The sequence below is a fragment of the Microbispora sp. NPDC004025 genome (genome assembly GCF_053604425.1).
Map to the genome: position 1 here is coordinate 675304 of NZ_JBSGHN010000004.1, position 24405 is coordinate 699708.

The window sequence follows — 24405 nt, forward strand, 5'->3', positions numbered from 1 at the left end:
GCGTTTCAGGACCCGGCGTGCAGGAGGCGCCGCCCCAGGGCTTCGGCGGCCTCGCGCAGTTCGCGTGATCCGACGATGCGGAAAGGCGCCCGGATCGCGGTGAGCTGCCGGACGTACCAGTCCGGCTCGTCCGTGCTGCCGACCAGGCGCGTGGTGGTCGCGTCGATCGGCTCGCGCCGGCCCAGGCTGCGCGGGATCCATTCGGCCACGGCCTCGGCGGGTGCGTCGACGACGACCTCCACCTGGTGCCGCCAGCCTGCCGACAGGTGGTCTTCCAGCATCTCCGCCGGATCGAGATCGGCCGGAGGGACGGCCGGGACGTCGAGAACCTCGACGTCCGTCACCTTGTCCACCCGCAGCACCCGGCGGGCGTTCTTCGTGTGCGACCAGCACAGGAGATACCACCGGCCGCGTCGCACGACGACGGCCCACGGATCGACCTCCATGATCCGCTCTTCCCCGGGACGGATGCGATATCCGAGCCGCAGCCGGTGCTGCCCGGCGCAGGCCTGGGCGAGGGCGGCGGTGGTCTCCGGGCCGGGCGTCCTGACCCCGGGCTCGGGGTGTCTCGCACTCAGGCTCCGCACCGCGGCGGCCGGCTCCGCGACCGCCTCGGGCAGCACCCGCAGGATCTTGCCGAGCGCGACACCCACGGGGTCGGCCGGATCCGCCGCGTCGTCGTGGTGGCCGTCCAGCACGGCCATCACCAGCCCGAGCGCCTCGGCCGGCGTGAACATCAGGGGAGGCAGCCGGAGCCCCCGGCCGACGCGGTATCCCCCGTACGGGCCTCGTTCGGACTCGATCGGGATGCCGGCCTCGCGCAGGATGCCGACGTAGCGCCGGGCCGCCCGCTCGGAGACACCCAGCCGGCCGGTCAGCCGTTCCGCGGTGATGCCGGGACTGTTCTGGATCAGTTCGAGGAGCAGGAGGGCCCGGGCGGTGGGGCTCTCGTCTCGTGTCATTCGGCAACCCGTCGGATTCCGGAAGGGGATCGTCCGGAAATGACCGTAGCCTGTCCGCCATGACCGAGAACATCCTTCGTGAGCCGCCGGTCGCGGGCGACGAGATCGACACGCTCATCGGGTCGCTGGACCGCCAGCGCCGGCTGTTCGCGTGGAAGTGCGGCGGGCTCGACGCGGCGGGCCTGCGGGCGACCGCCGCCGCGTCGTCCATGACCCTGGGAGGGCTGCTCAAGCACCTGGCCCTGGTGGAGGACGACATGTTCTCCCAGAAGCTGTTCGGGCGGCCGCCGTCGCCGCCGTGGGACACGGTGGACTTCGACGCCGACCCCGACTGGGAGTGGCGTACGGCCGCCGACGACGCGCCCGAGCGGTTGACGACGTTGTGGCAGGACGCGGTGGCCCGCTCCCGGGCCGGCGTACGGCAGGCACTGGCCGAGGGCGGCCTCGGACGGCTCGCGGCGTACACCAACTCACGCGGCGAGTCGCCCAGCCTGCGCCGCCTGCTGATCGACATGATCGAGGAGTACGCCCGCCACCTCGGGCACGCCGACCTCATCCGCGAGTCCGTCGACGGCCTGGTCGGAGAGGACCAGCCGGCGGAATGAGGCAGGACAGCACGGAACCGATCCCCGTCGACCGGCTCGTCGTCGTTCCCGCGAACGAGGCGTCGTGGGACGACCTGCAGGCGATCCTCGGCACGATCGACTGCCACTGCCAGCGCTACAAGATCTTCACCTATCAGTGGGGCTCGGTCTCCGCCGCGGAACGCGCCGCGCGCCTGCGCGAGCAGACCGCCTGCGGAACGCCCGCGGCCCGCTCGACCAGCGGTCTCGTCGCCTACCTCGGCGACGAGCCGGTGGGATGGTGCGCGGTCGAGCCCCGGACGGCCTATCCCCAGCTGACCCGCACCCGCGTGCCGTGGACCGGGCGGCAGGAGGACGAGACCGATGACAGCGTCTGGGCCGTGACCTGCTTCGTCACCCGCAGGGGCTTCCGCCGGCGCGGGGTGACGTACGCGCTCGCGCGCGCCACGATCGACTTCGCCCGCAGGCGGGGAGCCCGGGCCCTGGAGGCGTACCCCATGATCACCCGGCCGGGCGCCGAGATCACCTGGGGCGAGCTCCACGTCGGCAGCCGTGACGTCTTCCTGGACGCGGGGTTCACCGAGGTGAGCAGGCCGACGCTCAGGCGGGCCGTCGTGCGGATCGACTTCTGATCAGCGGATCGGTTCGCGCGGTCAGTCGGAGATCGCGATGCGCAGACGACGGAAGCCGCGCCCCTTGCTCTCGATCTTGGCGACCTTGATCCTGCCGATCCGCTTGGTCGAGGCGACGTGCGTGCCTCCGTCGGCCTGGGTGTCCAGGCCCACGATGTCGATGATCCGCACCTCGGGGATGCCCTCCGGCACGAGGTTCGTCGCGGTGCGGATGATGTCCGGGATCGCGAAGGCCTCCGCTCGCGGCAGCACCCGTACGTCGATCCGGCGGTCGGCGGCGATCTCGGCGTTGCAGGCGTCCTCGACCGCCTCTTTGAAGCCGGGCGGCACCTCGGGGAGGTTGAAGTCCATCCGCGCCGTCATCGGCTCCATGTTCCCGCCCGTGACCAGCGCCCCGTAGTCGCGGAACACGACGCCGCACAGCACGTGCAGCCCGGAGTGCGTGCGCATCAGAGCCGTGCGCCGCTCGTCGGCCACCGCCGCCCGTACGACCGTGCCGGCGGGCGGGATCGGGTCGTCCGGCGCCGGGACGAGGTAGAGGTCGTCGCCCTTGCGTATGCCCTCGATGCGGGTCTCGACGCCCTGCCACAGCAGCACGCCCTGGTCCGGCGGCTGTCCGCCGCCGCCCGGGTAGAAGGCCGAGCGGTCCAATACGATTCCGTCCGGCGTGGCCTCCAGCACGACCGCCTCGAAGGACCGCAGGTCCTGGTCGGTCAACTCCAGCCGCCGCGTCCGGCCGTGCAGATCGAACGTCACCTCACCAAGTCTAGATTCCGTAGGGCACCGGGGCCGACGCGGAAGCATGCCCGAACCACCAGGCGAAGACGATCCGTCGGCCATGAATTCGACTTATGCGTAACCGACTTCTGAAAGACTTTTGCGGGATCTTTCGGTTTCCACAGGTTCGCTCGCGCTGGAATGAGGACGAATGAGCGTTGTTCTCGCGCTGCTCGGGGTGCTCGCATCGATCGCCGGCATCGTGCAGACCATCGTCGTCATCATCGAACGGGCCGAACGCAGGCGACGAGAACCCGCGAGCGCCGGATCCGCCGGTCATCCCACCAGGGTCACGGAGGAGCCGGCGCCTCAACGTCCCCTCGCGACATCCCCTGCCGACCCTCCCTGGAATCCCGAGATCGTGGGCGCCGCATGGCGTTCCGCACTCGCCTATCTCCTGGGGTTCGCCGGCGGTCTGATCTTCCGCCGCAATCGCCGGCCGGACGTACGTTTCCACGCCATGCAATCGATCCTGATCGACCTCGTGGCCGTCATTTACTTCCCAATAAGTCTGATTGCAGCCGGTATTTACGCTTCGATACGGTATCCGGGACCCAACGCTCACATTCCCTCGGCCGATGTCGTCATGTGGACCTGGGCGGCGACGTCGGTGTTCGGCCCGCCCGCCCTGCATCTCCTGCTGGCCGTCCTGACACTGATCGGACGCAGGCCACGCATACCCCTGCTGTGGAAGGTCGCCGCGACCGTCACCGCCGCATGACGACGCGCCTGGTGGGCCAGCGTGCTCACGCGGGACAGGGGCGGGGACACCTGGCACGCCGCCTGTCAGAGGGCCCTGGACTCCCTGCCCCGAGGATGAGGTGTCGGCGCTCGGTCACCCGGCCGTTGCGCCGCGGTGCGCCGGCCGGTGGACGGTGAGCTCGCCGTACGGGCGCAGGATCGTGGCCAGGTCGCCCGGCTCGCCGCGCAGGGTGGCGTCGAGGAAGGCGGCGGTGGCCGCCGTGGTGACGGAAAGCCCCCCGGTGCGGCCCAGGGAACCGACGACGGACGGCACCGGCGGCATGTAGAGCGGCGCGTCGGCGAAGGTGAGATGTGCCGTGCCGGGCACGGTGATCCGGTAGCTCTCGGAGGTGCTGAGCGAGAGGACCCGCGTGAGCCGGGGGATGTACGCCGGGTTGTCGGCCGGATCGACGGGATGGGTGAGTGCGAGCACCGGCTGGTGATAGGGCCGGGGCGCGGGGTCGTGCGGGTAGCCGTCCAGGTTGATCACCGCCGCGAAACGGGAGTCCTGATGAGCGGCCTGCAGGGCCGCGCCTCCGCCGATGGAGTGCCCGGTCGCCGCGGCCCGTGCGGTGTCGAGCCGCCCGGTCAGCGGGCCGCGGATCTCGCCCCGGTCGACGCGGCCGAGCTGGGTGAGGACGAAACTGAGATCGGCGGCCCTGACCGCCGTCCAGCCGATCGCGAGCCTTCTGTCCTCCTCGTCGTCGCCGCTGGCCGCGACCCGCGTGCGGATCGTCCGCCCGTCGCGGAGCACGACCACGGCCGAGTCGTACGGATGGTCGAGGGCCGCGACGACGTAACCCCGGCCGGCCAGCTCCTCCGCCCAGGCCGTGTTCTGGGTGCGCACGCCGCCCAGCCCGGGAGAGAACAGCACGACCGGGAACCGTCCGGCCGCCACGGGCGCGTCGTGGACGGCGGCGGTGCGGGCCCGCTGCGCGTCGTCGAGCAGGAAGGCGGGCACGCCGACATAATCGGCCAAGCCATGGGCGACCGTACGCGCCTCCTGCTCCGTGCGGCCGAGATAGCGAGCGCGGGGACCGGTCGTGCCCCTGGGCGCGGGGTACCACAGCTGGACCACGACGGTGCGGTGGTCGCCGGGCTCGGCGGTCGCGGGCTCCGGGCGTGAGGCGTCGGTCCACTGCGTCACCGCGGTGCCCACCGCGTACGGACCGGACGGCTCGGGGAACACGGGCACCGGCACCGCCCAGGCGGCGGCCGCGCTCGCACCGGCCAGTCCGAGGCAGGCCACGACCACCGGCACGGCGAGCCACCGTCTCCTCCGCCGCACCGGACGTCCGGTGAGCAGCGGAGCCGCGAACGCGAGCGCGACCAGGGCACCGGCGAGTGCGGGCACCGTCTGCCAGCGCGGCCCGAGCACGGCCAGCGCGATCCCGGACGAAACGGCGACCGCCGCCGCGGCGAGCGCGACCGGCCGCCGGGCGCCGGGCGCCCACCACCGCGCCGACAGCATGCCGACGACACCCAGCAGAAGCAGGATCTCCAGGGGAGACATGCCGATCCCCCCGATGGTCTCGATCACGCGACCATCGTCGATCACGTACGCGATCCCGCGCGTCCCCCTGGAGTCTCCGCTTCTGTGCGACCGCGGTCGCATCGTCGTGACGCCGTTGCTGCCGGAGTCTGATCACCTCACCCGGCGTCGGCCCCGGGTGGCGCGCGCGGCGGCGCCTCGGCTGAAAGGCTCCGTCACTCGGCCGGGCCGCCCTCGACCGTGACCGCGTGGGTAGCCTGCACGGCCGGAAGCGTCCCCGGCTAAGCCGCCGGTCCGCAGAACACCTTGACGGCGATGCCCATGACCTCCGCGGTGGACGGGTTGCGGGTCGAGGGGTTGATCGACAACGTCATCGATCTGCCCGAGTCGGAGCGGAACGCGAACGTCAGGTATCCGATCAGCTCTCCGCTGTGTCCCCACACGATGCCGCACGGCAGCGCGTAGGCCTGCAACCCGAGCCCGTAGCCGAATCCGGCCCCCGTCTCCACCGTCGTCCGCATCGCCCGCAGGGACGCCGCGCTGATCAGTTTGCCGCCCAGCAGCGCCGACATGAACCGCTCCAGGTCGGCCGCGGTCGAGATCATCTCCCCGGCGGCCCAGTCGAGCGAGGGATTCATCCGCGTCGCGTCCACCAGCCCGCGCCACGTCGCGTCTACGAGCCCGGGCAGCGGCTCGTACCCCTTGGCGTGCGGCGACGGCAGCCCCGCCCGGTCGCCCGGCACCACCGTGTGACGCAGCCCCAGCGGGCGCAGGATGCGGCGCCGTACCTCCTCGCCGTACGGGCTGCCGGTCAGCTTCTCCACCAGCAGCCCGAGCACCACATAGTTGGTGTTGGAGTAGTGCCACCTCCCGTCGTCGGGGAGTTTCCCGGCGAAGGCCACCTTGAGCAGCTCGCGCGGCTGGTAGGAGCGGAACCGGGCGTCCCCGCGCCAGCGGTTGGTCGAGTATCCGGGCTCGCTCATGTAGTCGTACAGGTGGCTGGTGTGGTTGAGGAGCGCGCGCACCGTGATCCGCTCGCCGCCCGGCACCAGGCCGGGCAGGTGCCTGTCGATGGGGTCGTCGAGCCGCACCTCGCCCTCGTCGACGAGCTGGAGCACCACGGTCGCGACGAAGGTCTTGGTGACGCTGCCGATCCGGAAGTAGCCGTTGGGCGACGGCCGTCCCCCGCGCTCGACGTCGCGTACGCCCACGGCGCCCGACCAGGTGCGGCCGCCGCCGGAGATCCGCGCCAGGGCGGCCGTCGCCCCGCCGTCGCTCACGATCTTCTCCAGATCGGGGCGTACGTCCACGGGCTGCCCGCCCGCCGCAACGACCGCCGCCACCAGCACGTTCATCATCGTCTGCATCATGTGATCAACGCTAGGGAGATCGACTTGGCGGCAGAATGCGGTGCGCCGCCTGCTTCACCTGCGGAAAACCACAGCGGGTCAGGAGCCGAGGTAGCGCAGCACCGCCAGGACCCGGCGGCTGTAGCCGGTGATGTGCGACAGCGCGAGCTTGTCGAAAAGGGCGTTGACGTGCTTTTCCACCGCGCTCTGCGACACGTGCAGGGATTGGGCGATCGAGGCGTTGGTCAGGCCCTGGGCCATGAGCTCCAGCACCTCGCGCTCGCGGGCGGTGAGCCGCGCCAGCGGGTCGGTGTGGCTGGTCCGCGCGAGCAACTGGCGCACCACCTCCGGGTCGAAGGCCGTCCCGCCCGCGCCCACCCGGTCCAGCGCGTCCAGGAAGTCGCCGACCTCGGCCACGCGGTCCTTGAGCAGGTAGCCGACGCCGTCGATGCTGCCGCCCATCAGCTCGGTGGCGTACTTCTTCTCGACGTACTGCGACAGCACCAGCACCTTGACCTCCGGCCAGCGCCGCCGGATCTCCAGGGCGGCGCGCAGGCCCTCGTCGGTGTGGGTGGGCGGCATCCGTACGTCGACCACCACGGCTTCGGGCCGCTCGCCGGCCACCGCCTCCAGGAGCGCGCCGGCGTCGCCCACCGCGGCCAGGACGTCGTGGCCTTCCTCCTGCAGCAGCCGCACCAGGCCCTCGCGCAGCAGGGCGGAGTCTTCGGCCAGCATCACGCGCACGGCAGCTCCGCTTCGACCAGGGTGGGCCCGCCTGGCGGGCTGGTCACGGTGAACCGGCCGTCCAGCGCCGCCACCCGCCGAGCCAGCCCGGTCAGCCCGCCGCCGGTGGCGTCGGCTCCGCCGACGCCGTCGTCCCGCACTCGCACGACGACCATGGTGCCCTCCTGGCGTACCTCGATGGCGACCAGGGTGGCCCGGGAGTGCTTGGCGGCGTTCGTCACCGCCTCGCTGGCCACGAAGTAGGCGGCCGTCTCCACCGGCGCCGGTGGCCGCTCCGGCAGCTCGCAGGTCACCGTGACCGTGACCGCGGCCCGCTCGGCCACCCCGGCCAGCGCCTCCGCCAGCCCGTGCGCGTCGAGTCCCGACGGGTAGACCCGCCAGGCCACCTCGCGCAGCTCCACCAACGCCTGCCGGGCCTGCTCGTGGAGCTGTTCCAGCAGCTCGGGGCGGCCCCGGCGGGCGCGTCCCGCGAGCATGGACAGCGCCACCAGCCGCTGCTGCACCCCGTCGTGGAGGTCCCGCTCGATGCGCCGGCGTTCGGCGTCCACCGCCGCGACGACCCCGGCGCGGCTCTCGGTCAGTTCGGTGATCCGCCGCCGGAGCGCCTCGGTCGGGTCGGGAGCGAGCAGCCGTACGGCCAGCCGCCGCTCCAGCACGTCCACCCCCACCAGGCCGGACAGGTCCAGGAAGAGCAGGACGACGCCGGAGAGGAAGGCGTAGGCCAGCAGCGGCGGAGTGGGCAGCATGCCGTCCAGCGCCTCCCCCCGGCTCCACGACCAGCTCAGCCTGACCGCGAAGGTGACGCCGACCACCAGCAGCAGCACCACCAGGCCGCCCAGGAGGCCGACGGGCACCCGCGCGGCCAGGTAGCGAAGCTCGCCGTCGGCGTCGCGTCCCGGCAGGTCCAGGCGCAGCCGCCGCAGTTCCAGCCGGGTCAGCCGTGCGGCCGCGGCGCGTACGGCGGGCCGGCCGGCGAACGGGGCCGCCACCAGGACGAAGACCAGCCCCAGCAGGGCGGTGACCGCACCGGCGGCCACCGCCCCGACGAGCCGGAGCCCCCTAACCGTCCAGCGCATGCCGCCCCTTGCGCCGCTCGCTCAGCCGTACGCCCACGAAGACCAGCACGGCGAGCGCCACCGTGGCGACGACCACGTTGGTACCCATGCCGACGTAGGCCTCCACCAGCGACCAGTTCTCGCCCAGTGTCCAGCCGGCCAGCACGAAGACCGTGTTCCAGAGCAGGCTCCCGGCCGTGGTCAGGAGCGTGAAGACGCCCAGCGGCATGCGCTCCACTCCGGCGGGCACGGAGATGAGGCTGCGGAAGATCGGGATCATCCGGCCAAAGAACACCGTCTTACGCCCGTGCCGGAGAAACCAGGCCTCGGTCTTGGTGACGTCGGAGACCTTGAGCAGCGGGATCCGCGCGGCCAGCGCCAGCGTGCGCTCGCGGCCGAGCAGCGCGCCCACCCAGTACAGCGCCAGCGCCCCGGCCACCGACCCGGCCGTGGTCCACAGCAGGACGGCGAACAGGTTCATCTCTCCCCGCGAGGCGGTGAAACCGGCCAGCGGCAGGATCACCTCGCTGGGGAGGGGCGGGAAGAGGTTCTCCAGCGCGATCGCGATCGCGGCGCCCGGCGCGCCCAGGGTCTCCATGAGGTCGATCAGCCATTCCGTCATGCCCGGAAGCCTAGAAACGGCCAGCCTACGATCACCATGAGGCGCGTGGCCGTTCACGGGTGCGGAAAACCACAGTGCCGGCTTCCCGTGCGGGGTGGTGCGGACTCCAGCCGTACGAAACGTTCATCGCAGCCCGGGCCCCGGGAGCCGAAAACTTTTCGGCAGATCTGCCGGGTACGTCGAGGCAGGAGGGGTCTTGACGCTTCCGTGCCGCGCCTTGTAGGCCGCGACTTCTGTGAATTGACTGGTGGTTGTGGCTCTTGACGTACATCGAGCATCTTCCTATGGTCTGCATTACTTTCGTAACACCACCGAAACTTTCGGGCGTCCCTGTCGTTCGAAGATGGAGTCACCGTGGTCAACCGGAGCCGGCGCCCACGCCGGGCACGTCTTCTCGCGATCCCGCTGGCCGCGATAGGTCTGGTGCTCGGCATGACGCATCCGGCCCTGGCCGACAACCCGACTCCCACGGTCGTCGACTCCACCCGCAGCGGCGGGATGTCGGTCGGCCTCACCTTCGACGACGGCCCGAACCCTCCCGACACGCTGCGCCTGCTCGACGTGCTGCGTGAGCACCACGTGAAGGCGGTCTTCTGCCTCTGGGGTGATCACGTGCGGCAGCACCCGGAGGTCGTCCGGCGGATCGTCGCCGACGGGCACACGCTCTGCAACCACGGCATGCACCACGACGACATGGCGTCCTGGCCGGCGACGAAGATCCGCGCCGACCTGCTGGAGACGAGCGCCGCCATCCGCGCGGCGGTGCCGGGAGCGCGCATCCCGTACTTCCGGGCCCCGTACGGCAGTTGGGGGCAGACGCCGACCGTCGCGGCCGATCTCGGCATGCAGGCGCTGGGCTGGCGTCTCGCCATCGGGGACTGGGATCCGCCGGGCACCACAGAACTGATCCGCCGCCTGCGCGAGGGCATCACGCCGGGCGCGGTGGTCCTCATGCACGACGGCGGCGGGGACCGGAGGCAGACCGTCGAGGCGGTCGCCGCCGTCATTCCCGCGCTCCGGTCGGAGGGATGGCATCTGTCGCTGCCCGCCCGGCGGGGCTGACCTGACCGCAGTACCCATCAACCCCCCATTTCCATCCCGAGGAGTTCGTGTGCTTCGTTCCGCACTGTCCATCGGCCTCGTGAGCGCCACGGTCCTGCTCGGCGGGGCGGCTCTCACCGGATCGGCCTCGGCCGAACCCGGCGCCGCCCCTGCTGCCCAGTCCCAGCACACCCGTTATCCGGCGGACTCGCTGCGCGCCCTCGGAGACCGCGTCGGCCTGCGCATCGGCACCGCCGTGAACATGGACGAACTCGGCAGCAACGCCGAGTACACCCGGATCACGGCCGAGCAGTTCTCCAGCGTCACCGCCGAGAACGTGATGAAGTGGCAGCTCGTCGAGCCCAACCGCGGCACGTACGACTGGGCGGCGGCCGACCGGCTGGTCGACTTCGCGAAGAAGAACAAGCAACTGGTCCGCGGCCACACGCTGGTGTGGCACAGCCAGCTGCCCACCTGGCTCTCCTCCGACGGCTACACCACCACGCTGTCGAACGACGAGCTGAAGGCCCTGCTCAAGAAGCACGTCCAGGACCAGGCGAAGCACTTCAAGGGCGACATCTGGCAGTGGGACGTCGTCAACGAGGCCTTCAACGACGACGGGACGCCCCGCGAGACCATCTGGTACAAGGCGTGGGGCGGCCTGGGCTACATCGCCGACGCCTTCCGCTGGGCGCGCCAGGCCGATCCCAAGGCCCTGCTGTTCTACAACGACTACAACCTCGAGTTCACCGGGCCGAAGAGCAACGCGGTCTACGACTTCGTCAAGACCCTCAAGGCCCAGCGCGTGCCCATCGACGGCGTCGGCTTCCAGGGCCACCTGGACACGCAGTACGGCTTCCCGGACCTGCAGAACAACCTGCAGCGCTTCGCGGACCTCGGACTGAAGGTGGCCGAGACCGAGGTGGACGTCCGCACGTTCACCGAGGCCGCGCCGAACGTGAACACCCCGACCAACCCGCTGGCCGTGTACGCCCAGGAGAGCTACTGGTCCCGCGCGCTGAAGGCCTGCCTGGCGATCCGCGAGTGCATCTCGTTCACCCCGTGGGGCTTCGGCGACACCTACTCCTGGATCCCCGGCTGGTTCGACGACCCGCAGGAGGGTGCCGCCCTGCTGTATGACGCGGACCTGAAGCCCAAGTCGCAGTACTACGTGATCCAGCAGGACCTCGCCCTCGCCGCGGGCGCTCCGCGTCGTGCCGACGGGGGCCCGGGCCGTCCCTGACCCTTACTCGACAGGCACGGGGTCGCAGGCCGGCCCCGTACGTGACACGCACGGGGCCGCACGCCGCAGGGCGGCCCCGTGCGCCGTGTCCGGCAGCGGCCGAGACGGCTCGACGCCTGCGGCACCGGCAGGTCGAGGCGGTGTGCTACGCCGGGATCATCGCAGCGTCCTGCCGAAGTGCGCGGCCACCGTGTCGACGGCGACGGTGACCTGGGGTTCGGCGTCGTAGAAGTCGAACTGGGCGCCCTGGGTCCAGAGGATGTCCTTGGGGCCGGCCAGCCCGGCGTGGAAACGGTGTGCGCCGTCGGGGATCGCGGCGTCCTCGCTGTGCACGAGCAGGGTGGGCCGGGTGATCTGCGGGGCCAGCGCGATCGAGTCGTAGGTGAGCCAGTCCGGCCAGGCCATGATGGCGAAGCGGTTGGGCCAGGCGGGGATGCCGCCGCGGGCGGGGTTGAGGTAGAAGTCGATGTCGTACGGCATGGCGGCGCGAGGGTCGGAGCCGCTGACGACCGGCACGTACTCGACCTCGCCGGTCTCGTCGTAGCGCGACCGGGCCTCCCGACCGACCTTGATCTTATCGGCCACCGCCTCCGCGCCCCCGTAGGCGCTTTCGCAGATGGCGGCGTCGTGTAGCCACGGCGCCACGAGCGCCAGGGACTTCACGCGGGGGTCGTGGGCAGCGTTGCCGGCCATGTACATTGCCGCCGCGCAGATGCCCAGCGCCCCCAGCCGGTCGCCGTCCACCGCCGGATGTGCGGCCAGGAAACCGAGCGCGTGGTGGATGTCGCGGACCTTACGTGCGGGGTTCTCCACGTCCCGCGGCTCGCCGCCCGACTCGCCGAAGCCGGTGAAGTCGAACGACAGCGCCGCATACCCGCGCTCGGCCAGCCGCTGCGCGTAGCGGTCGGCCATCAGCTCCTTGACGCTCGTCCAGGTGCCCGCCACCACCACCCCAGGTGCTCGTTCCACCCCGTCGGGCAGGAACAGGTTGCCGACCAGGGTCATGCCGTCACTGTCAAAGGTGATCTTGTCCATGCGTACTCCGAAGTGCTGTGGTGATCAATCCGTCGCATGTGTCGAAGTGGTGGTCGGCGCGGAAGCCGCCCACGCCGCCGGCCACCGGCGCGGCTGCCACCACCTCCGCGATGGTGCGTGTTCTCACCGGATGCCGTCGCTCCAAGCCGTGGTCATCACGACGCTGGTGATGCGCCAGCCGTCGCCGGTGCGCATCAGGGTGAAGCGGTAGGTGCCGCCCAGCGTCCACACGCTGTCGTCGGGTTTGCGGTGGGTGGCCTGAAAGGAGGCGGTGCACACCGCGGTGTCACCGTCGAGGGTGACCAGGTGGTTGCCGAGCAGGTGCTGGGTGGCCTTGTAGTCGCCGAGCGCGCTCTGCCAGCCGTGGACGATCTGTGCCGGAGCGAGGGTCGCGGGCTCGCCGCCGTTGAGGCTGGTGTAGTCAAGGGTCACCTTGTCGGCGAACACTTCGGTCAGCCTGCTCCACTCCCGCTGGTCGGCGTGCCAGGCCATGCGGGTGCAGGCGTCGATGACGTCGAGTCGATCCATTCGTTCAGCATGTCCGCACAGGTCGCGGACGCGGGAGAGGGAGAGGTTGCATGCCCGGATGCAGGAACCTGCACCCGGGTTCACAGCCAGCCGCGCTGCTTGGCGAGGAGCGCGGCCTGGAAGCGGGTGGCGGCACCCAGCCGGGCCATCAGGTCGGCGACGTGCGCACGGAACTTGCGAACCGAGATGTGGAGCGAACGGGCTGCGGCCTCGTCGGTGTCGTGGTGGGTCAGGGCATGCAATACCTGCTGCTCGATGGGAGACAGGGGCAGGTCGTCCAGGTCGCGGGCGCGCTCCCACATACCGTCGAAGACGTCGGCGAGCATGGCCGCCACGCCGGGCTGACAGATCTGCAGCGCGCCGGCTTTCGCGTCGGCGGGGTCGGCCTGGACGAAGGCGGCCTGCCGGTTGACGACGGCCAGGTGGCGGATAGGTTCGGTGGTGATCCGGTGCAGGTCCCCCAGGACGTGCTGGTTGCGGGCGTGAGGCTCTTGGCCGGGGTCCTGCAGGGCGTGGACGGAGAAGATGGTACGGCTGCGCAGTCCACGGGCCAGCAACCGTATGAACGGTGTGTTGTCGTATTCGGGGGTGCTGTCGCGCGCGCGGATCCTCAGGCTGGCGAGCTCTTCCGGGTGGTCGGCCAGGAGAGCGCGGATGCGGCGGGTGACAGCCGGCCCGTCAGGCAGGTGTTCGATCATCTGCACGGGCCGGCCGCTGCGATGTTCCTCGGCCAGTTCGGTGAGCACGTCCCAGGCCAGGCTCAGTTCGGTGAGCTGGCGCCGGGTGTGCTCCAGGCGGCGCCGTACCAGCAGGTCGACCGCGACGGTAGGGGCGGCGGCGTTCAGCGTCTCGTCCACCAGGCCGAGGGCTCGTAATTCCGCGAGGGTCGGCAGCAGGGCGGGATCGAGGGGCGCACGCGGGTCGCGCAGCAGGTGGCGGTAGAGACGTTCCTGCTCGGCGGCCAGCCCAAGGCTTGTCAGGCTCGTCATCGCTTCCCTTTCTGTACTATATACACTGTATTGCGTACGGCGTTTGGTCGCAGGGGGTGTGATGCGCGATCTCCCGACGGTCGTCGCCCGGATGTGGGGCCGGGAGCCCGTGTCTCGCCGCGGCCCTCGGCGCGGCCTGACACTCCAGCGGATCACCGATGCCGCGATCGCGATCGCGGACGCGGAAGGTCTGGCCGGCGTGCGGATGAGCAGCGTGGCCGCCGGTCTCGGCGTCTCCACGATGGCGCTCTACGGCTACGTCACCAGCAAGGACGACCTGCTCACCGCGATGGTGGACGCGGCGGCGCCGGATCCGCCCGAGCAGGGCGATCTCTCCTGGCGCGGATACCTGTCCGCCTGGACCCGCGCCCACCGCGACTTCCTGGCGAGCCGTCCATGGCTGCTACAGGTCACGCCGCTCACCCCGCCCGTCGGCCCGCGCACCTTGCGTTGGCTGGATCGGTCGCTGACGGTGCTGACCGGCACCGGGCTGACGGCGGCGGAGGCCGTCAACATCACCACCACCCTGTCCGCCTACGCCGTCAGTGCCGCCACCCTCGTCACCGCCATGAGCGGAACGGTCGGCGAGGCGGGAAGCGAGGGCCTGGCCGGCTACACCGTGATGCTCACCCGACTGGTCGACGCCGACGGCTACCCGGGGCTGGCGGCGGCGCTCGAGTCCGGCGCGTTCGGCGTCGCACCGGAGTGGGTCGAGGACGCCGACTTCACCTTCGGCCTCACCCTGCTCCTCGACGGCATCGAGGCGCTCGTCGCTCGGCGGAGGCCTGAAGCATGATCGAGGTCAAGGGTGCCGCGTCAGCGCGGACGCTTGCGGGACTTGGGCTTGCCGGTGTGGTCCGTGCGTTCCAGCCACCATTCCGCGATCAGCAGGTTGACGACCCAGCTGAGCCATACGCCTGCGGAGCCGATCGCCTCGATCATCGCTTGCTGGTCGCCACCGTAGGCGCTGTCGAGCCGCGGAAGCTGGACGGCGAACAGCACCCCGGCCCACAGCCGGCTGGCCACGATGGACGTGGTCAGCGCGAAGCTGCGGATCATCCACCTACGGTGCTCGGGAAACCGGCGCTGCCGGGCCATCCGCCACCCGGCGAAACCGGTGAGCAGCCACACCACGCCCAGCATGGTGTTCCCGGTGTTCCCTCCGAAACCGGTGTGGCCGAACGGGGCGACCCCGAGAACGGCGATGCCGGCGGGGAACACACCGAGAAAGAAGTACGCCCGCCCCATCCAGCGGTGCGCCCTGAGGTGAGAGCGGCGGAACCAGGGCCACACCTGGAAGCACCCCGTCAACAGGGCCACCGTGCCGAAGACGATGTGCGCCACGAGCAGGGGGTAGAAAAATGGCGGTGAATCGGATAGCTCAACCCGTGATTGCGCCGGGTCGAAGGTGAGGTACGGCGGCACCGAGTACACCGCGAACGCGAGCATCACAATGAACAGCGGAATGATCCAGCCCAGCTGGCGTCGGTGCCGTGAACGCGGGGCCGGATGCGAAGGAGGCGTCCCCGTCCGGTCCTCGTCGGGCACCGGACCCGATCCCGTCAACGTCCTGGCCACAACAGGCCTCCTTATCGAAGTCGCGGCAGGCTCGCACCGCCCGCCCGTCGCGGCCAGCCTCGCGGGGGACACGAATCCGGAGCCAGAGTCGAACCGACTGCAGTCACCCGGGACACCTCCGGCGGAGAAGCGGAACCCGCCCGTGATGCACGGCCGGCACCGGGAACGAGAGGCCATCGCCCGGCTTCTTTCCGACGCGCGAGACGGACGCAGCGGGGCGCTGGTCCTGCGCGGCGAAGCGGGTATCGGCAAGAGTGCACTGCTGCGCCACGCCGCTGAGAGCGCGGCGACATCCGAGCCCATGAACGTGCTCGCGTGTGCCGGCGTCGAGTCCGAGGTCGAACACGCGTTCAGCGGGCTGCTCGGACTGTTGCGGCCGGTGCTCCATCACCTTGACGCGCTGCCCGGCGTCCAGGCCGAGGCGTTGCGCGGCGCGCTCGGCCTCACCGACTCCGCGGCCCAGGACTTCCCGGTCTCGGATTTCCTGGTCTCGGCGGCGGTGCTCACGCTGCTCGCGGAGGTGGCGGCGGCCCGCCCCCTGCTGGTCCTCGTCGACGACGTGCAGTGGCTGGACCACGCCTCCGCGGCCGCCCTGCTGTTCGCCGCTCGCCGGCTGGCCGACGAGCCTCTCGCGATGCTGCTCGCCGTACGCGACCCGGAACCGCTGCCGGTCAACACGGCCGGGCTGGCCGAACTCGTGCTGCGCGGACTGCCTCCGGAAGATGCCGCGCTGCTGCTGGAGGAGCACGGTTGGACGCTGCCTGTCCGCCAACGCGACGCCCTCTTCGCGGCCACCGGCGGCAACCCGCTCGCCCTGATCGAACTGGCCCGGCTCGACGAACCCGATCGCGCCATGCCCGACCTCGTCTTGACCGGAACCCTGCCCGTGAGCACCAGAGTGCGCGCGGCGTTCCTGCGCCAGGTCGAAGCCCTGTCGGCGGACAGCCGTATGGCGCTGCTGGTGGCGGCCGCCGAGGAAACCGGGGACGCCGGCACCGTTCTCGGGGCCGCCGCCCGGCTGGGCCTGCCGGCCGACGCCCTTGGCCCGGCCGAGCGATCGGGATTGGTCCAGCTCAATGGGATAAAGGTCGCTTTCCGGCACCCGCTGATCCGGTCCGCCGTCTACGCGGACGCGCCTTTCGGCCACCGCCGCGCCGCGCATCTGGCCATCGCCGCCTACCTGAGCGCGACCGGACGGGACGACCAGGCGATCTGGCACCGCGCCGTGGCCACGACCGCACCAGACGAGAAAATCGCCGCCACGCTGGAGCACAGCGCGGACGCCGCCCGGCGGCGCGGCGGCGCGGCGGCGGCGATCTCGGTCCTGCAGCATGCCGCGCGGCTCAGCGAATCGCCCGCCGACCGCCGCAGCAGGACGGTGACCGCCGCCTTCGTGGCGCTGGACGCGGGCCGGCCCGGCCTGGCCAGGACGCTCGTCGACCAAGTCATGGCCGAACCCGTGCCCGCCGTGACACTGGCCCAGCTCAACGGGATCATCGAGTTGTACGGCGGCGACCCCGCGATCGCCTACTCACACCTGATGCGGTGCGCCGAGCTCATGGCGTCCACTGATCCCGAGGAGGCCGCCTGGACCCTTCTGCTCGCGGCCGGATCCGCATTACACGCCGGCGACATGGAGGCGTCGGTGGTGGCGACCCGGCGCATCACCGGCCTGGACTGCTCACCGGCGACGCTCCGTGCCGCCGAAGGTCTCCTCGGCGGCTTCGAGGGCGTCGTCACCGGGGCCGAGCTGTGGGAACTGCCGGGCACCATGCCTCGAGGCCCAGGCGGAGGCGATGAGCGGCAGTGGATGTGGGCGACCGTGATCGGCTGGATGGGCCCCGACGACCGCCAGGCCCTGCGGCTCGTCGAAGCCACTGGCCGCCGGGTCCGCGCCGAGGGCTCTGCCGCGCTGCTGACCGAGGTGCTGTTCTACCAGGCCGACATCGAGTTCCGGCTCGGGCGCTGGGCGGAGGGGACCGCGCATGCGGAGGAAGGTCTCCGCTTCAGCTACGAGACCGGCCAGCGGGGCTGGACGGCCAACTTTCTCGCCCAGTCGGCGCGGTTCGCCGCCGTGCGCGGCGAGGCCGCGGACTGCCGCAGATACGCCCGACGGGCACTGGAGATCGCGTTCCCGCTGCGCGAGCGCCTCGCCGCCGCGACGGCGACCGGCGCGCTGGGGCTGCTGGCATTGGGGGAGGGCGCGTCGGCGGATGCGTTCCCAGAGCTGATGCGCCTGTTCGAGCGGGGTTCACCTCAATCCAACGACTTCGTCGCCCTCGCGATGCTCCCAGACCTGGTCGAGGCCGCCGTACACGCCGGGGACCCGGAGCCGGCCCGGCTGATCGTCGAGGCCATGGAACCTCGCACCGCCGGTATCCGCGGGCCGGTGGCCGAGAGCAGGAATCATCTCTCCCACGCGATGCTCTCGGACGACGCCCGCGCCGAGTGGCACTACCGGAGCGCGCTGGCGAGCAGTGGTCTCGATCAGCGCCTTTTCGACCGAGCCCGGATCGAACTCCTGTATGGCGAGTGGCTGCACCGCAACCACCGCAGGACCGAGGCCCGGGCGATGCTCAGGGCTGCGAGCGACACTTTCGAGGCGCTGGGGGCGAAGCCATGGGCACGGCGTGCCCTCGCCCGATTCCGTGCGGCCGGTGGCGCACGGCCCCGCCCGGGCCGGGCGGTCGCCGCCCTGCTCAGCCCACAGGAACTGGAAGTGGCAAGGCTCGCCGCGAGAGGGCTGAGCAACCGCGAGATCGGTGACCGGATGCACCTCAGCCCGCGGACGGTGGGCTCGCACCTGTACCGGGCGTTCCCCAAGCTCGGGATCTCCACACGCGCCGAACTCCGCGACCTCGACCTCGACTGACGATCGGGTCCGTGGACGCGCTCGACCCGGACCTCATCCAGCCGCCGGGCTATGGTTCAGTGGCTCTTCGCCCGGCTTGCAGTCAGCTCCGATTCGCATAGGTCAGTTCGGCTTTGGTGATGGCCGAGCCGTCGACGGTGAAGGCGTAGTAGGCGTCGAAGCCTCCCTGGCCGCCGGGGGCGAAGCGCACCAGGAGGCGCTGGTGACCGGGCCGGTTCTCGGCGACCCTGATGACGGTCAGGCTGCCGCCGATGACCTCGGCCCGGGCCCAGTCGCGGATCGCGGCACGCCCCTTGAAACGCCGCCCGACGTCGACGAGCTCCGCGTCGGCGGCGAATGCTCCCGCCAGCGCGTCGAGGTTCCGGCCGTTCAACGCGGTGACGTAGGTGCTCACCGGCGCGAGCAGTCCGTCCGTCCCTACTTGGAGGGTGTCCGCGCAGGCGGCAGGCGTCTTGGCGGGATCCTCGGCGGACAGTTCCCGCGCGACGGCCTTGATGTTCTCCTGCACGATGGTCGGGAGGTCTGCGACCGGTGGATAGCCGGGGTAGGCGCGATCCAGCTCGGCGATGATCGACCTCTGCTCGCCGGGGCTGATCGTCTTGCCCCCGGGTGAGTCCGGGGCGACAGCCGGCCGGACCAGACCGCGGAATACCTGGAGATACCGGCGCTGCTCGTCGATCAATGCGCGGGCCGGGCCTGCGGCACCGTGTCCCGGGTACATCATCCCGGCCCCGGAGAAGCGCCTACCGAGCTGATCGAGGATGTGGAGCCAGCCACAACTGGTCCCCTCGATCAGCGCGGGCGTCACCTTACCGGTCGCCAGGTCACCGGAGAAGAGGTCGCCGGTGTCGGGACGGTAGTAGACGCTCGCGATGTCGGACTCGCCGTGGGCGAACGTGGCGGTCTCGAAGCGGAGGCCGCCCGCCTGCAATGGTGCGCCGTCCTCGAAGGTCCGGTCTGCGTAGGTGAGCGTGGCGGGAAAGTCCGCGTTCGCCGAACGGGCCAGCGGGTAGAAGCCTCGATCGTCCTCCCGCATCGTCTTGTCGGTCGCCTTGGACGCGTAGATAGGGGCCTCGGGGAACGCCTCGTGGAAGGCGCCCGCCCCACCCACATGGTCGGGATGGGAGTGGGTGAGCAGGATGGCGGCGACCGGCTTGCCGGTCCTCTTGATTTCCGCCACCGCCTTCCGCGCATCGGTCGGCGTGCGCAGGGTGTCGATGAGGACCAAGCCCTCCGGCGCCTGGATCCAGTAGGTGTTGACCGAACCCGGGTTGGACGAGGCGAAGCGCCCCGGCTCGGCCCTTTGCGCGGGGGGCGCCGTGGTCGTGTCGGCAGGGGGCGCCGTGGTCGTGTCGTCGTTCGAACAGCCCGCCACCGACACGATCGCGCATGCGGCGGCGGAGCTTGCGACGAGAAGGTGTCGCAATCTCTGGTTCATCTGAAGCCTTGGTGGGTTGCGAGGGGGTTCAGCGGAAGTCGTCCGCGTGGGCCTGTGCCCACTGCTGGAAGGTGCGGGGCTCGCGGCCGGTGACCTCGCGGACGGTCGAACGGACGATCGACTCGTCGAGCGAGCCGTTCACGTAGAAGTCGAAGAACGCGTCCACGTACTCGACGGGCATGGTGGCGAGCAGGTCGGCGCGCGCCTCCTCGTTCGTCAGGCCCACGAACTCCAGATCGCGGCCGAGGACCTCGGCCAGCACGGCAACCTGGTCGGCGGGCCGCATCGCGACCGGACCGGTCGGCCGGAGGATCTCGCCCCGATACTCGTCCGACAGCAGCGCGCAGGTGGCAACGGCCCCGATATCGTGCGGGTCGACGCTCGCCGTGCGGACGTCCGGGAACGGGACCCGCACCCGGTCGCCGGACCGGAACTGCGGCAGCCAGCGCAGAGCGTTGGACATGAACGCACTCGGCCGCAGGAACGTCCACGGCAGCCCGGACTCCCGCACTGCGGACTCGGACGCGGCCATGAAACGGGTCACCGCGTTGGTCATGTCGCGGCTCCCGGCCGAGCCGCCGGACAGCAGCACGACCTGTTCCACTCCCGCACGCCGGGCCTCGGCCATCAGCCCCGGCATGTCCTCGTACCCGGGGAGCAGGAACACCGCGCGGACCCCGGCCAGCGCTCCGGTCATGCTCTCCGGCCGGTTGAGGTCGCCCGTCACCGCCTCGACGCCGTCCGGCAGCGGCGTGGCGTCCGGCTTCCGCACCAGCGCCCGGACGGGTTCACCTGCTGCTGCCAGAGCCCGGACCACTTCGGAGCCGACGTTGCCTGTCGCACCGGTAACCAGAATCATTTCATCGCCCTTCGAAGTGCGTTCACCAGGGGAGGGGACGGCCGTCGCGGAAGAACCCGCCGGTCGGGCCGTCGTCAGGCAGTGTGGCCGCCCAGACGACGCCGGCCGCGCCCTCGGAGACGGGACGGCCGCCCGGGCCGCCCATGTCCGTCGCGACCCAGCCCGGGCAAATCGCGTTCACGAGGACGCCGTCACCGCGAAGCTCCGCCGCCAGCATGCGGGTCAAGGCGTTGAGGGCCACCTTGGTGGTGCCGTACGCCGGGGTGCCGCCGCCCATGTTGGTCAGCGAGGCCGCCTCGCTGGACACGTTGACGATCCGGGGGTGCGCACTCTCGCGCAGGAGCGGTAGCAGCTCCTGGATCAGCCGCCAGGGACCGTACAGGTTCGTCTCGGCGGCCTCGCGGACGACATCCAGGTCGGCGGACGCGCCGCGCTGCCAGGTGTCGTAGGTGACGGCAGCATTGTTGACCAGGACGTCCAGCCGCCCGTACCGCTCGGCGACAGTGGCCGCCGCCCCCACGATGTCGTCCTCGGAGGTTACGTCGAGGCGTAGCGGGACGACGTCACCTCCGAGCTCCTTGGCCGTGGTCTCAGCCGCCTCCGCCGATCGGGCGGTGAGGAGGACGGTGTGGCCGAGTGCCGCCAGCTGGTGGCAGACCTCCCGACCGATCCCCCGGTTGGCGCCGGTCACGAGTGCGATCATCCGTTTCCCGCCGTCAGGGACATCATGCCGTGACTATCCGAGCCGGCGTCGGCACGGCAGGCCCGTCGCCGTTCAAGCTGGTGTCGCCCAGGATCACCGAGTCCGCGAACACCTCGCCCAGGCGGTCCCGCTCGCACTGGTCCGCGTGCCGTCATACGGGTGCAGATCTCGATCACCGCGAGGCCATCCTCTGTGGTGCTCATGCCGCAATCGTTGCGTTGATCTTCCCCGCATGTCCAATAGCTGCTGTAATAGCCAAAGGCTATGGATGCTCATCTGCGTGACCTGAGGTATTTCGTGACCGTGGCGGAGGAGCTCAGCTTCACTCGCGCGGCCGAGCGCTTGTTCATCGCTCAGCCGACGCTCAGCAGGCAGATACGCCAGCTCGAAGAGCTCATGCGGGTGAAGTTGTTCGACCGCGACCGGCGCACGGTGCGGCTCACCGCGCCAGGCGAGGCGCTTCTACCGGCCGCCCGCGAGCTGCTGCGGCAGTGGGACGAGGCCCAGCGGGTCGTCGGCGACGCCGCCGCCGCCGAAGCCTCACGGCTGACCGTGGGCATATCGACCAGTGTCGGACGCGGCCTTTTGGAGAAGATCCGGGAACGGTTCGCCGAACGCCGACCGGGCTGCGGCCTCCGGCTACGCCAGGTCAACTGGACCGACCCCACTGCGGGCCTGGCGGAGGGCGAGGTCGACGTGGCATTCGTCTGGCTGCCGTTCCCCGGACAGGACGATCTCAACATCCGGATCGTGGCCCGAGAGCCGCGCTGGGTTGCGTTCCGGCACGACCACTGGCTGGCCGGACGGGACGAGGTCGACTTCGCCGAGCTCTTGGACGAGAAGTTTCTGGCGCTTCCGGAGAGCGCCGGCCCGCTCCGCGACCACTGGCTCGCGATCGACGAGCGTGGTGGGCGGCCACCGGCGGTGTGCACGACCGTGACGAACGCTGAGGAGACCTTCGCGGCGCTTGAGAGCGGCGACACCGTCGTCCTGCTCGCCGCCGGCAACGCAGAGATCTACCGGCGGCCGGGGATCATGACCATTCCGGTCACGGGTCTGTCCCCGAGCGTGCTCGCCCTCGCATGGCGGCCCGGCGATCATCGCAGCGCCGTCCGCGACCTGGTCGAGGCCCTGCCGCCCGAGCCGCAACGCCCCCGGACGTGATCCCGTATGCTTCCGGCGGCCTCGTGGCAACGCCGGCGGGTGACGCCGCATCTGCGGCGCGATTTCAACAGCGCTGCGGTTATCGCGTCCGCACTGGGCCCTGACCTGGGCCGAAGCTTGAGGTGGAAGCGCCCGGGCCGCACTGACCCGTTACCCGACACGCACGGGCCGCACGCCGCACGGCGGCCCCGTCCGCCGTGCTCGGCCGTACGGCAAGGCTCCGTCATCGCGCGTCGTCATCCGTCATCGCGCGTCGTCATCCGTCATCGCGCGCGCCGTCGCGGAGCTTGAGGATGTACGTCGCGGTGAGCGCGACGGCACGGTCGTCGTCCTGTGCCAACTCCGCGAGCGCCCGCGATGCCGTGGGCCCCGGGATGTCCGCCAGCGCCTGCGTCAGCCGTAGCCGCGCGGACGATCGCACGGCGCCATGGGTGAGGCGGTCGACGAGCCGCGTAGCGATCCGATCCGCCGACGCCTCGGCCCTCGCCAGCACGCTCAGCGCGTCGGCCGCGTCGGTGTCGTTCGCCCCCTCGACGACCATGTCGATGAGCGTGGGGACCGCGTCGGCCACTCCTCGCGCCCCGAGCGCCAGAGCCGCACGCCTGCGGACCGCGAGGTCGGAGTTCGTGAGGGCCTCCCGCAGCAGTGCGGTCGCCGCGGCGTCCGGAATCTCGGCGATGGACTGGACGGCGCGCTCGCGCACCTCGGCCACCGGTGAGCCGAGGCCCTCCGCCAGCAGTGCCAACGCGTCGTCGCCCGATCGTGCCAGAGCCCATCGAAGGGCTCCGGCGACGTTCGGGTCCGTCTCGCTCAGCGCCGCCTCGACCAGAGCGTCCACCGGCACCTCCGCGGCCGGGGACAGGGCCGCGCGCTGGCGCTTTCCCGCGTTCTCCGACCCCAGGGCCTGAAGAAGCGCGACGATCCGGAGGACGTCCTCCCAGTCGGCGGGTTCGGCGGCACCGATCCGACGCAGCCGCGTGAGCAGCTCCGTCTCACGCGCGATGCGTTCTCGCGTCTCGCGGATGAGGTCCTCGACGAGCTTCGCGGGCGTGAAGCCGGGATCGTCGAGCGCGCGCCCGACCTCACGCAGCGACAGCCCCAGTGACCGCAGGATCTCGATGTGGAAGATCCGCCGGATGTCCTCGCTGGAGTACTCCCGATAGCCGGCGCCGCTACGACCCGTCGGCCGCACGAGGCCGAGCGATTCGTAATGCCTGAGCATGCGGGCGCTGACCCCGGACCGTCGTGCCACGTCCCCGATCAACATCGCCTGTCACCCCTCCTGGCCGGTCGTACCGAGGGCCACGATGCGCTTCGCCTCCTCGATCGCGAACTCGAATCCGGCGTCCGGGTCGCGCGACAGCCGTTCCGTGGCGATCGCGTGCTGACGTACGCGAGGCTCGGGATCCGCCATCGCCTCGCGCAGAATCGGCGTGATCACCGTGCCGAGCGCGATCAGCGCCCGGCTGAGGCTCAACTGCGTCTCACGCTCGCCGCGCCCGAGCTGCGTCGCCAGCACCGCGGCCAGCCCGGGCTCCTCACCCTCGGGCACGAGCACGACCGCCGCCCGCCAGGCGGTCCGCGCCACCTCGTCGTCGGCGTCGGTCAGCAGTGCCCGCGTGATCGCCGGCCACGCCCGCCGATCCCCGATCTTGGACAGCGTGTGCAACGCCTGGCTCCGTGCCTGCGCACGCTCCGAACGGAGTTCGTCGACGAGCTTGGGAAGCGTCAGCGACGACGGGTGGCGGGTGAGCGCCCAGGTGAGCATGTCGCGCACGTAGAAATCCGGCTCCACGGCGCACCGTTCGACGAGCTTGTCGACGAACCGCGGGTCCGGGGCCGTCCCGACCGCCAGCACCGCCTGCAACCGCACCGAGGCGCTGCCGTTCTCCAGCCCCTGGAGCGCCCGCGTCATGTTCGTGTCCTCTTTCGGCATGGCCATCGGGACCACCTCCTTGGCCACAGTGAAGAGCTTGTCACTGTGTCAAGGTCAAGCG

The 24405-nt window shown here is 71.0% G+C and carries 24 protein-coding genes; 8 read left to right on the plus strand and 16 right to left on the minus strand.

Features of this window, described 5'->3' with window-relative positions:
- Positions 1-5: 5 nt before the first annotated feature.
- Positions 6-962: a helix-turn-helix transcriptional regulator gene (locus ACWEQG_RS15225; RefSeq protein ID WP_452285024.1), complete on the minus strand. Its 957-nt coding sequence runs from the start codon at positions 960-962 to the stop codon at positions 6-8.
- A 59-nt stretch (positions 963-1021) separates the two neighbouring features.
- Here ACWEQG_RS15225 and ACWEQG_RS15230 point away from each other — a divergent pair, with 59 nt between their 5' ends.
- Together ACWEQG_RS15230 and ACWEQG_RS15235 are read left to right on the plus strand one after the other, a co-directional pair.
- Positions 1022-1567, plus strand: coding sequence for a DinB family protein (locus ACWEQG_RS15230; RefSeq protein WP_452285026.1), 546 nt, complete (start codon positions 1022-1024; stop codon positions 1565-1567).
- Positions 1564-2178, plus strand: a complete 615-nt coding sequence (locus ACWEQG_RS15235) for an N-acetyltransferase family protein (protein WP_452285027.1) — start codon at positions 1564-1566, stop codon at positions 2176-2178. Before ACWEQG_RS15230 ends, ACWEQG_RS15235 begins: the two co-directional genes overlap by 4 nt.
- Before the next feature lie 21 nt (positions 2179-2199).
- On the opposite strand, the gene ACWEQG_RS15240 is transcribed toward ACWEQG_RS15235, so the two are convergent.
- Positions 2200-2934, minus strand: a complete 735-nt coding sequence (locus tag ACWEQG_RS15240; protein WP_452285029.1) for an alanyl-tRNA editing protein — start codon at positions 2932-2934, stop codon at positions 2200-2202.
- A 172-nt stretch (positions 2935-3106) separates the two neighbouring features.
- Here ACWEQG_RS15240 and ACWEQG_RS15245 point away from each other — a divergent pair, with 172 nt between their 5' ends.
- Positions 3107-3676: a hypothetical protein gene (locus ACWEQG_RS15245; RefSeq protein WP_452285031.1), complete on the plus strand. Its 570-nt coding sequence runs from the start codon at positions 3107-3109 to the stop codon at positions 3674-3676.
- Between the two features lie 114 nt (positions 3677-3790).
- On the opposite strand, the gene ACWEQG_RS15250 is transcribed toward ACWEQG_RS15245, so the two are convergent.
- The 5 genes from ACWEQG_RS15250 to ACWEQG_RS15270 all read right to left on the minus strand — a co-directional run bounded on the left by ACWEQG_RS15250 (position 3791) and on the right by ACWEQG_RS15270 (position 8958).
- On the minus strand, positions 3791-5236 hold the full coding sequence (locus ACWEQG_RS15250; protein WP_452285033.1) for an alpha/beta hydrolase family protein: 1446 nt from the start codon (positions 5234-5236) through the stop codon (positions 3791-3793).
- Between the two features lie 233 nt (positions 5237-5469).
- The gene (locus ACWEQG_RS15255) at positions 5470-6558 is read right to left on the minus strand and encodes a serine hydrolase domain-containing protein (protein ID WP_452285035.1); all 1089 of its coding nucleotides are present in this window, start codon (positions 6556-6558) and stop codon (positions 5470-5472) included.
- Between the two features lie 78 nt (positions 6559-6636).
- Positions 6637-7281, minus strand: coding sequence for a response regulator (locus tag ACWEQG_RS15260; RefSeq protein ID WP_452285038.1), 645 nt, complete (start codon positions 7279-7281; stop codon positions 6637-6639).
- A complete protein-coding gene (locus ACWEQG_RS15265; protein ID WP_452285040.1) occupies positions 7272-8357 on the minus strand; it encodes a sensor histidine kinase in 1086 nt (361 codons plus the stop codon). Before ACWEQG_RS15265 ends, ACWEQG_RS15260 begins: the two co-directional genes overlap by 10 nt.
- Complete coding sequence (locus ACWEQG_RS15270) at positions 8341-8958, minus strand: DedA family protein (protein WP_452285042.1); 618 nt, start codon at positions 8956-8958, stop codon at positions 8341-8343. Before ACWEQG_RS15270 ends, ACWEQG_RS15265 begins: the two co-directional genes overlap by 17 nt.
- Positions 8959-9312: 354 nt before the next feature.
- Here ACWEQG_RS15270 and ACWEQG_RS15275 point away from each other — a divergent pair, with 354 nt between their 5' ends.
- Both ACWEQG_RS15275 and ACWEQG_RS15280 read left to right on the plus strand, forming a co-directional pair.
- Positions 9313-10020: a polysaccharide deacetylase family protein gene (locus ACWEQG_RS15275; RefSeq protein ID WP_452285044.1), complete on the plus strand. Its 708-nt coding sequence runs from the start codon at positions 9313-9315 to the stop codon at positions 10018-10020.
- A 49-nt stretch (positions 10021-10069) separates the two neighbouring features.
- Positions 10070-11242, plus strand: coding sequence for an endo-1,4-beta-xylanase (locus ACWEQG_RS15280; RefSeq protein ID WP_452285046.1), 1173 nt, complete (start codon positions 10070-10072; stop codon positions 11240-11242).
- A gap of 156 nt (positions 11243-11398) precedes the next feature.
- Here the strand turns inward: ACWEQG_RS15280 and ACWEQG_RS15285 are convergent, their stop codons facing one another.
- The 3 genes from ACWEQG_RS15285 to ACWEQG_RS15295 form a co-directional block, all read right to left on the minus strand.
- Positions 11399-12277 (minus strand): alpha/beta hydrolase, encoded by an 879-nt coding sequence (locus tag ACWEQG_RS15285; RefSeq protein ID WP_452285048.1) that lies wholly within the window; start codon positions 12275-12277, stop codon positions 11399-11401.
- Positions 12278-12400: 123 nt separating this feature from the next.
- Positions 12401-12805, minus strand: a complete 405-nt coding sequence (locus ACWEQG_RS15290) for a nuclear transport factor 2 family protein (protein WP_452285050.1) — start codon at positions 12803-12805, stop codon at positions 12401-12403.
- Positions 12806-12885: 80 nt separating this feature from the next.
- Positions 12886-13794 carry a LuxR C-terminal-related transcriptional regulator gene (locus ACWEQG_RS15295; RefSeq protein ID WP_452285052.1) on the minus strand — a complete coding sequence of 303 codons (909 nt, stop codon included), beginning with the start codon at positions 13792-13794 and terminating at the stop codon, positions 12886-12888.
- Positions 13795-13855: 61 nt separating this feature from the next.
- Between ACWEQG_RS15295 and ACWEQG_RS15300 the strand changes: the two genes are divergently transcribed.
- Entirely contained in the window at positions 13856-14590 is a 735-nt protein-coding gene (locus ACWEQG_RS15300; RefSeq protein ID WP_452285054.1) for a TetR/AcrR family transcriptional regulator C-terminal domain-containing protein, read from the plus strand.
- A 20-nt stretch (positions 14591-14610) separates the two neighbouring features.
- Here ACWEQG_RS15300 and ACWEQG_RS15305 read toward each other — a convergent pair whose 3' ends face one another.
- Complete coding sequence (locus tag ACWEQG_RS15305) at positions 14611-15372, minus strand: DUF2306 domain-containing protein (RefSeq protein WP_452285056.1); 762 nt, start codon at positions 15370-15372, stop codon at positions 14611-14613.
- Positions 15373-15517: 145 nt separating this feature from the next.
- Here ACWEQG_RS15305 and ACWEQG_RS15310 point away from each other — a divergent pair, with 145 nt between their 5' ends.
- Positions 15518-18244 (plus strand): AAA family ATPase, encoded by a 2727-nt coding sequence (locus ACWEQG_RS15310; RefSeq protein ID WP_452285058.1) that lies wholly within the window; start codon positions 15518-15520, stop codon positions 18242-18244.
- A gap of 82 nt (positions 18245-18326) precedes the next feature.
- Here the strand turns inward: ACWEQG_RS15310 and ACWEQG_RS15315 are convergent, their stop codons facing one another.
- The 3 genes from ACWEQG_RS15315 to ACWEQG_RS15325 are packed head-to-tail and all read right to left on the minus strand — an operon-like array spanning position 18327 to position 21244.
- Positions 18327-19670 (minus strand): MBL fold metallo-hydrolase, encoded by a 1344-nt coding sequence (locus ACWEQG_RS15315; RefSeq protein WP_452285060.1) that lies wholly within the window; start codon positions 19668-19670, stop codon positions 18327-18329.
- Between the two features lie 40 nt (positions 19671-19710).
- Positions 19711-20541 (minus strand): NAD(P)H-binding protein, encoded by an 831-nt coding sequence (locus ACWEQG_RS15320; RefSeq protein WP_452285062.1) that lies wholly within the window; start codon positions 20539-20541, stop codon positions 19711-19713.
- 22 nt (positions 20542-20563) lie between these two features.
- The gene (locus tag ACWEQG_RS15325) at positions 20564-21244 is read right to left on the minus strand and encodes an SDR family oxidoreductase (RefSeq protein WP_452285064.1); all 681 of its coding nucleotides are present in this window, start codon (positions 21242-21244) and stop codon (positions 20564-20566) included.
- 264 nt (positions 21245-21508) lie between these two features.
- On the opposite strand from ACWEQG_RS15325, the gene ACWEQG_RS15330 reads away from it, so the two are divergent.
- Positions 21509-22408, plus strand: a complete 900-nt coding sequence (locus ACWEQG_RS15330) for a LysR family transcriptional regulator (RefSeq protein WP_452285067.1) — start codon at positions 21509-21511, stop codon at positions 22406-22408.
- Between the two features lie 256 nt (positions 22409-22664).
- Here ACWEQG_RS15330 and ACWEQG_RS15335 read toward each other — a convergent pair whose 3' ends face one another.
- Both ACWEQG_RS15335 and ACWEQG_RS15340 read right to left on the minus strand, forming a co-directional pair.
- Positions 22665-23675 carry a HEAT repeat domain-containing protein gene (locus tag ACWEQG_RS15335; protein ID WP_452285069.1) on the minus strand — a complete coding sequence of 337 codons (1011 nt, stop codon included), beginning with the start codon at positions 23673-23675 and terminating at the stop codon, positions 22665-22667.
- A gap of 6 nt (positions 23676-23681) precedes the next feature.
- Positions 23682-24350, minus strand: a complete 669-nt coding sequence (locus ACWEQG_RS15340) for a HEAT repeat domain-containing protein (protein ID WP_452285071.1) — start codon at positions 24348-24350, stop codon at positions 23682-23684.
- Between the last annotated feature and the right edge of the window lie 55 nt (positions 24351-24405).

What these genes read in the sequence shown, in the direction of transcription:
- ACWEQG_RS15225 (WP_452285024.1), bottom strand. Translation starts at nt 962, where the DNA reads ATGACACGAGACGAGAGCCCCACCGCCCGGGCCCTCCTGCTCCTCGAA.
- ACWEQG_RS15230 (WP_452285026.1), top strand. Translation starts at nt 1,022, where the DNA reads ATGACCGAGAACATCCTTCGTGAGCCGCCGGTCGCGGGCGACGAGATC.
- ACWEQG_RS15235 (WP_452285027.1), top strand. Translation starts at nt 1,564, where the DNA reads ATGAGGCAGGACAGCACGGAACCGATCCCCGTCGACCGGCTCGTCGTC.
- ACWEQG_RS15245 (WP_452285031.1), top strand. Translation starts at nt 3,107, where the DNA reads ATGAGCGTTGTTCTCGCGCTGCTCGGGGTGCTCGCATCGATCGCCGGC.
- ACWEQG_RS15255 (WP_452285035.1), bottom strand. Translation starts at nt 6,558, where the DNA reads ATGATGCAGACGATGATGAACGTGCTGGTGGCGGCGGTCGTTGCGGCG.
- ACWEQG_RS15265 (WP_452285040.1), bottom strand. Translation starts at nt 8,357, where the DNA reads ATGCGCTGGACGGTTAGGGGGCTCCGGCTCGTCGGGGCGGTGGCCGCC.
- ACWEQG_RS15270 (WP_452285042.1), bottom strand. Translation starts at nt 8,958, where the DNA reads ATGACGGAATGGCTGATCGACCTCATGGAGACCCTGGGCGCGCCGGGC.
- ACWEQG_RS15285 (WP_452285048.1), bottom strand. Translation starts at nt 12,277, where the DNA reads ATGGACAAGATCACCTTTGACAGTGACGGCATGACCCTGGTCGGCAAC.
- ACWEQG_RS15290 (WP_452285050.1), bottom strand. Translation starts at nt 12,805, where the DNA reads ATGGATCGACTCGACGTCATCGACGCCTGCACCCGCATGGCCTGGCAC.
- ACWEQG_RS15295 (WP_452285052.1), bottom strand. Translation starts at nt 13,794, where the DNA reads ATGACGAGCCTGACAAGCCTTGGGCTGGCCGCCGAGCAGGAACGTCTC.
- ACWEQG_RS15300 (WP_452285054.1), top strand. Translation starts at nt 13,856, where the DNA reads ATGCGCGATCTCCCGACGGTCGTCGCCCGGATGTGGGGCCGGGAGCCC.
- ACWEQG_RS15310 (WP_452285058.1), top strand. Translation starts at nt 15,518, where the DNA reads ATGCACGGCCGGCACCGGGAACGAGAGGCCATCGCCCGGCTTCTTTCC.
- ACWEQG_RS15320 (WP_452285062.1), bottom strand. Translation starts at nt 20,541, where the DNA reads ATGATTCTGGTTACCGGTGCGACAGGCAACGTCGGCTCCGAAGTGGTC.
- ACWEQG_RS15325 (WP_452285064.1), bottom strand. Translation starts at nt 21,244, where the DNA reads ATGATCGCACTCGTGACCGGCGCCAACCGGGGGATCGGTCGGGAGGTC.
- ACWEQG_RS15330 (WP_452285067.1), top strand. Translation starts at nt 21,509, where the DNA reads ATGGATGCTCATCTGCGTGACCTGAGGTATTTCGTGACCGTGGCGGAG.
- ACWEQG_RS15335 (WP_452285069.1), bottom strand. Translation starts at nt 23,675, where the DNA reads ATGTTGATCGGGGACGTGGCACGACGGTCCGGGGTCAGCGCCCGCATG.
- ACWEQG_RS15340 (WP_452285071.1), bottom strand. Translation starts at nt 24,350, where the DNA reads ATGGCCATGCCGAAAGAGGACACGAACATGACGCGGGCGCTCCAGGGG.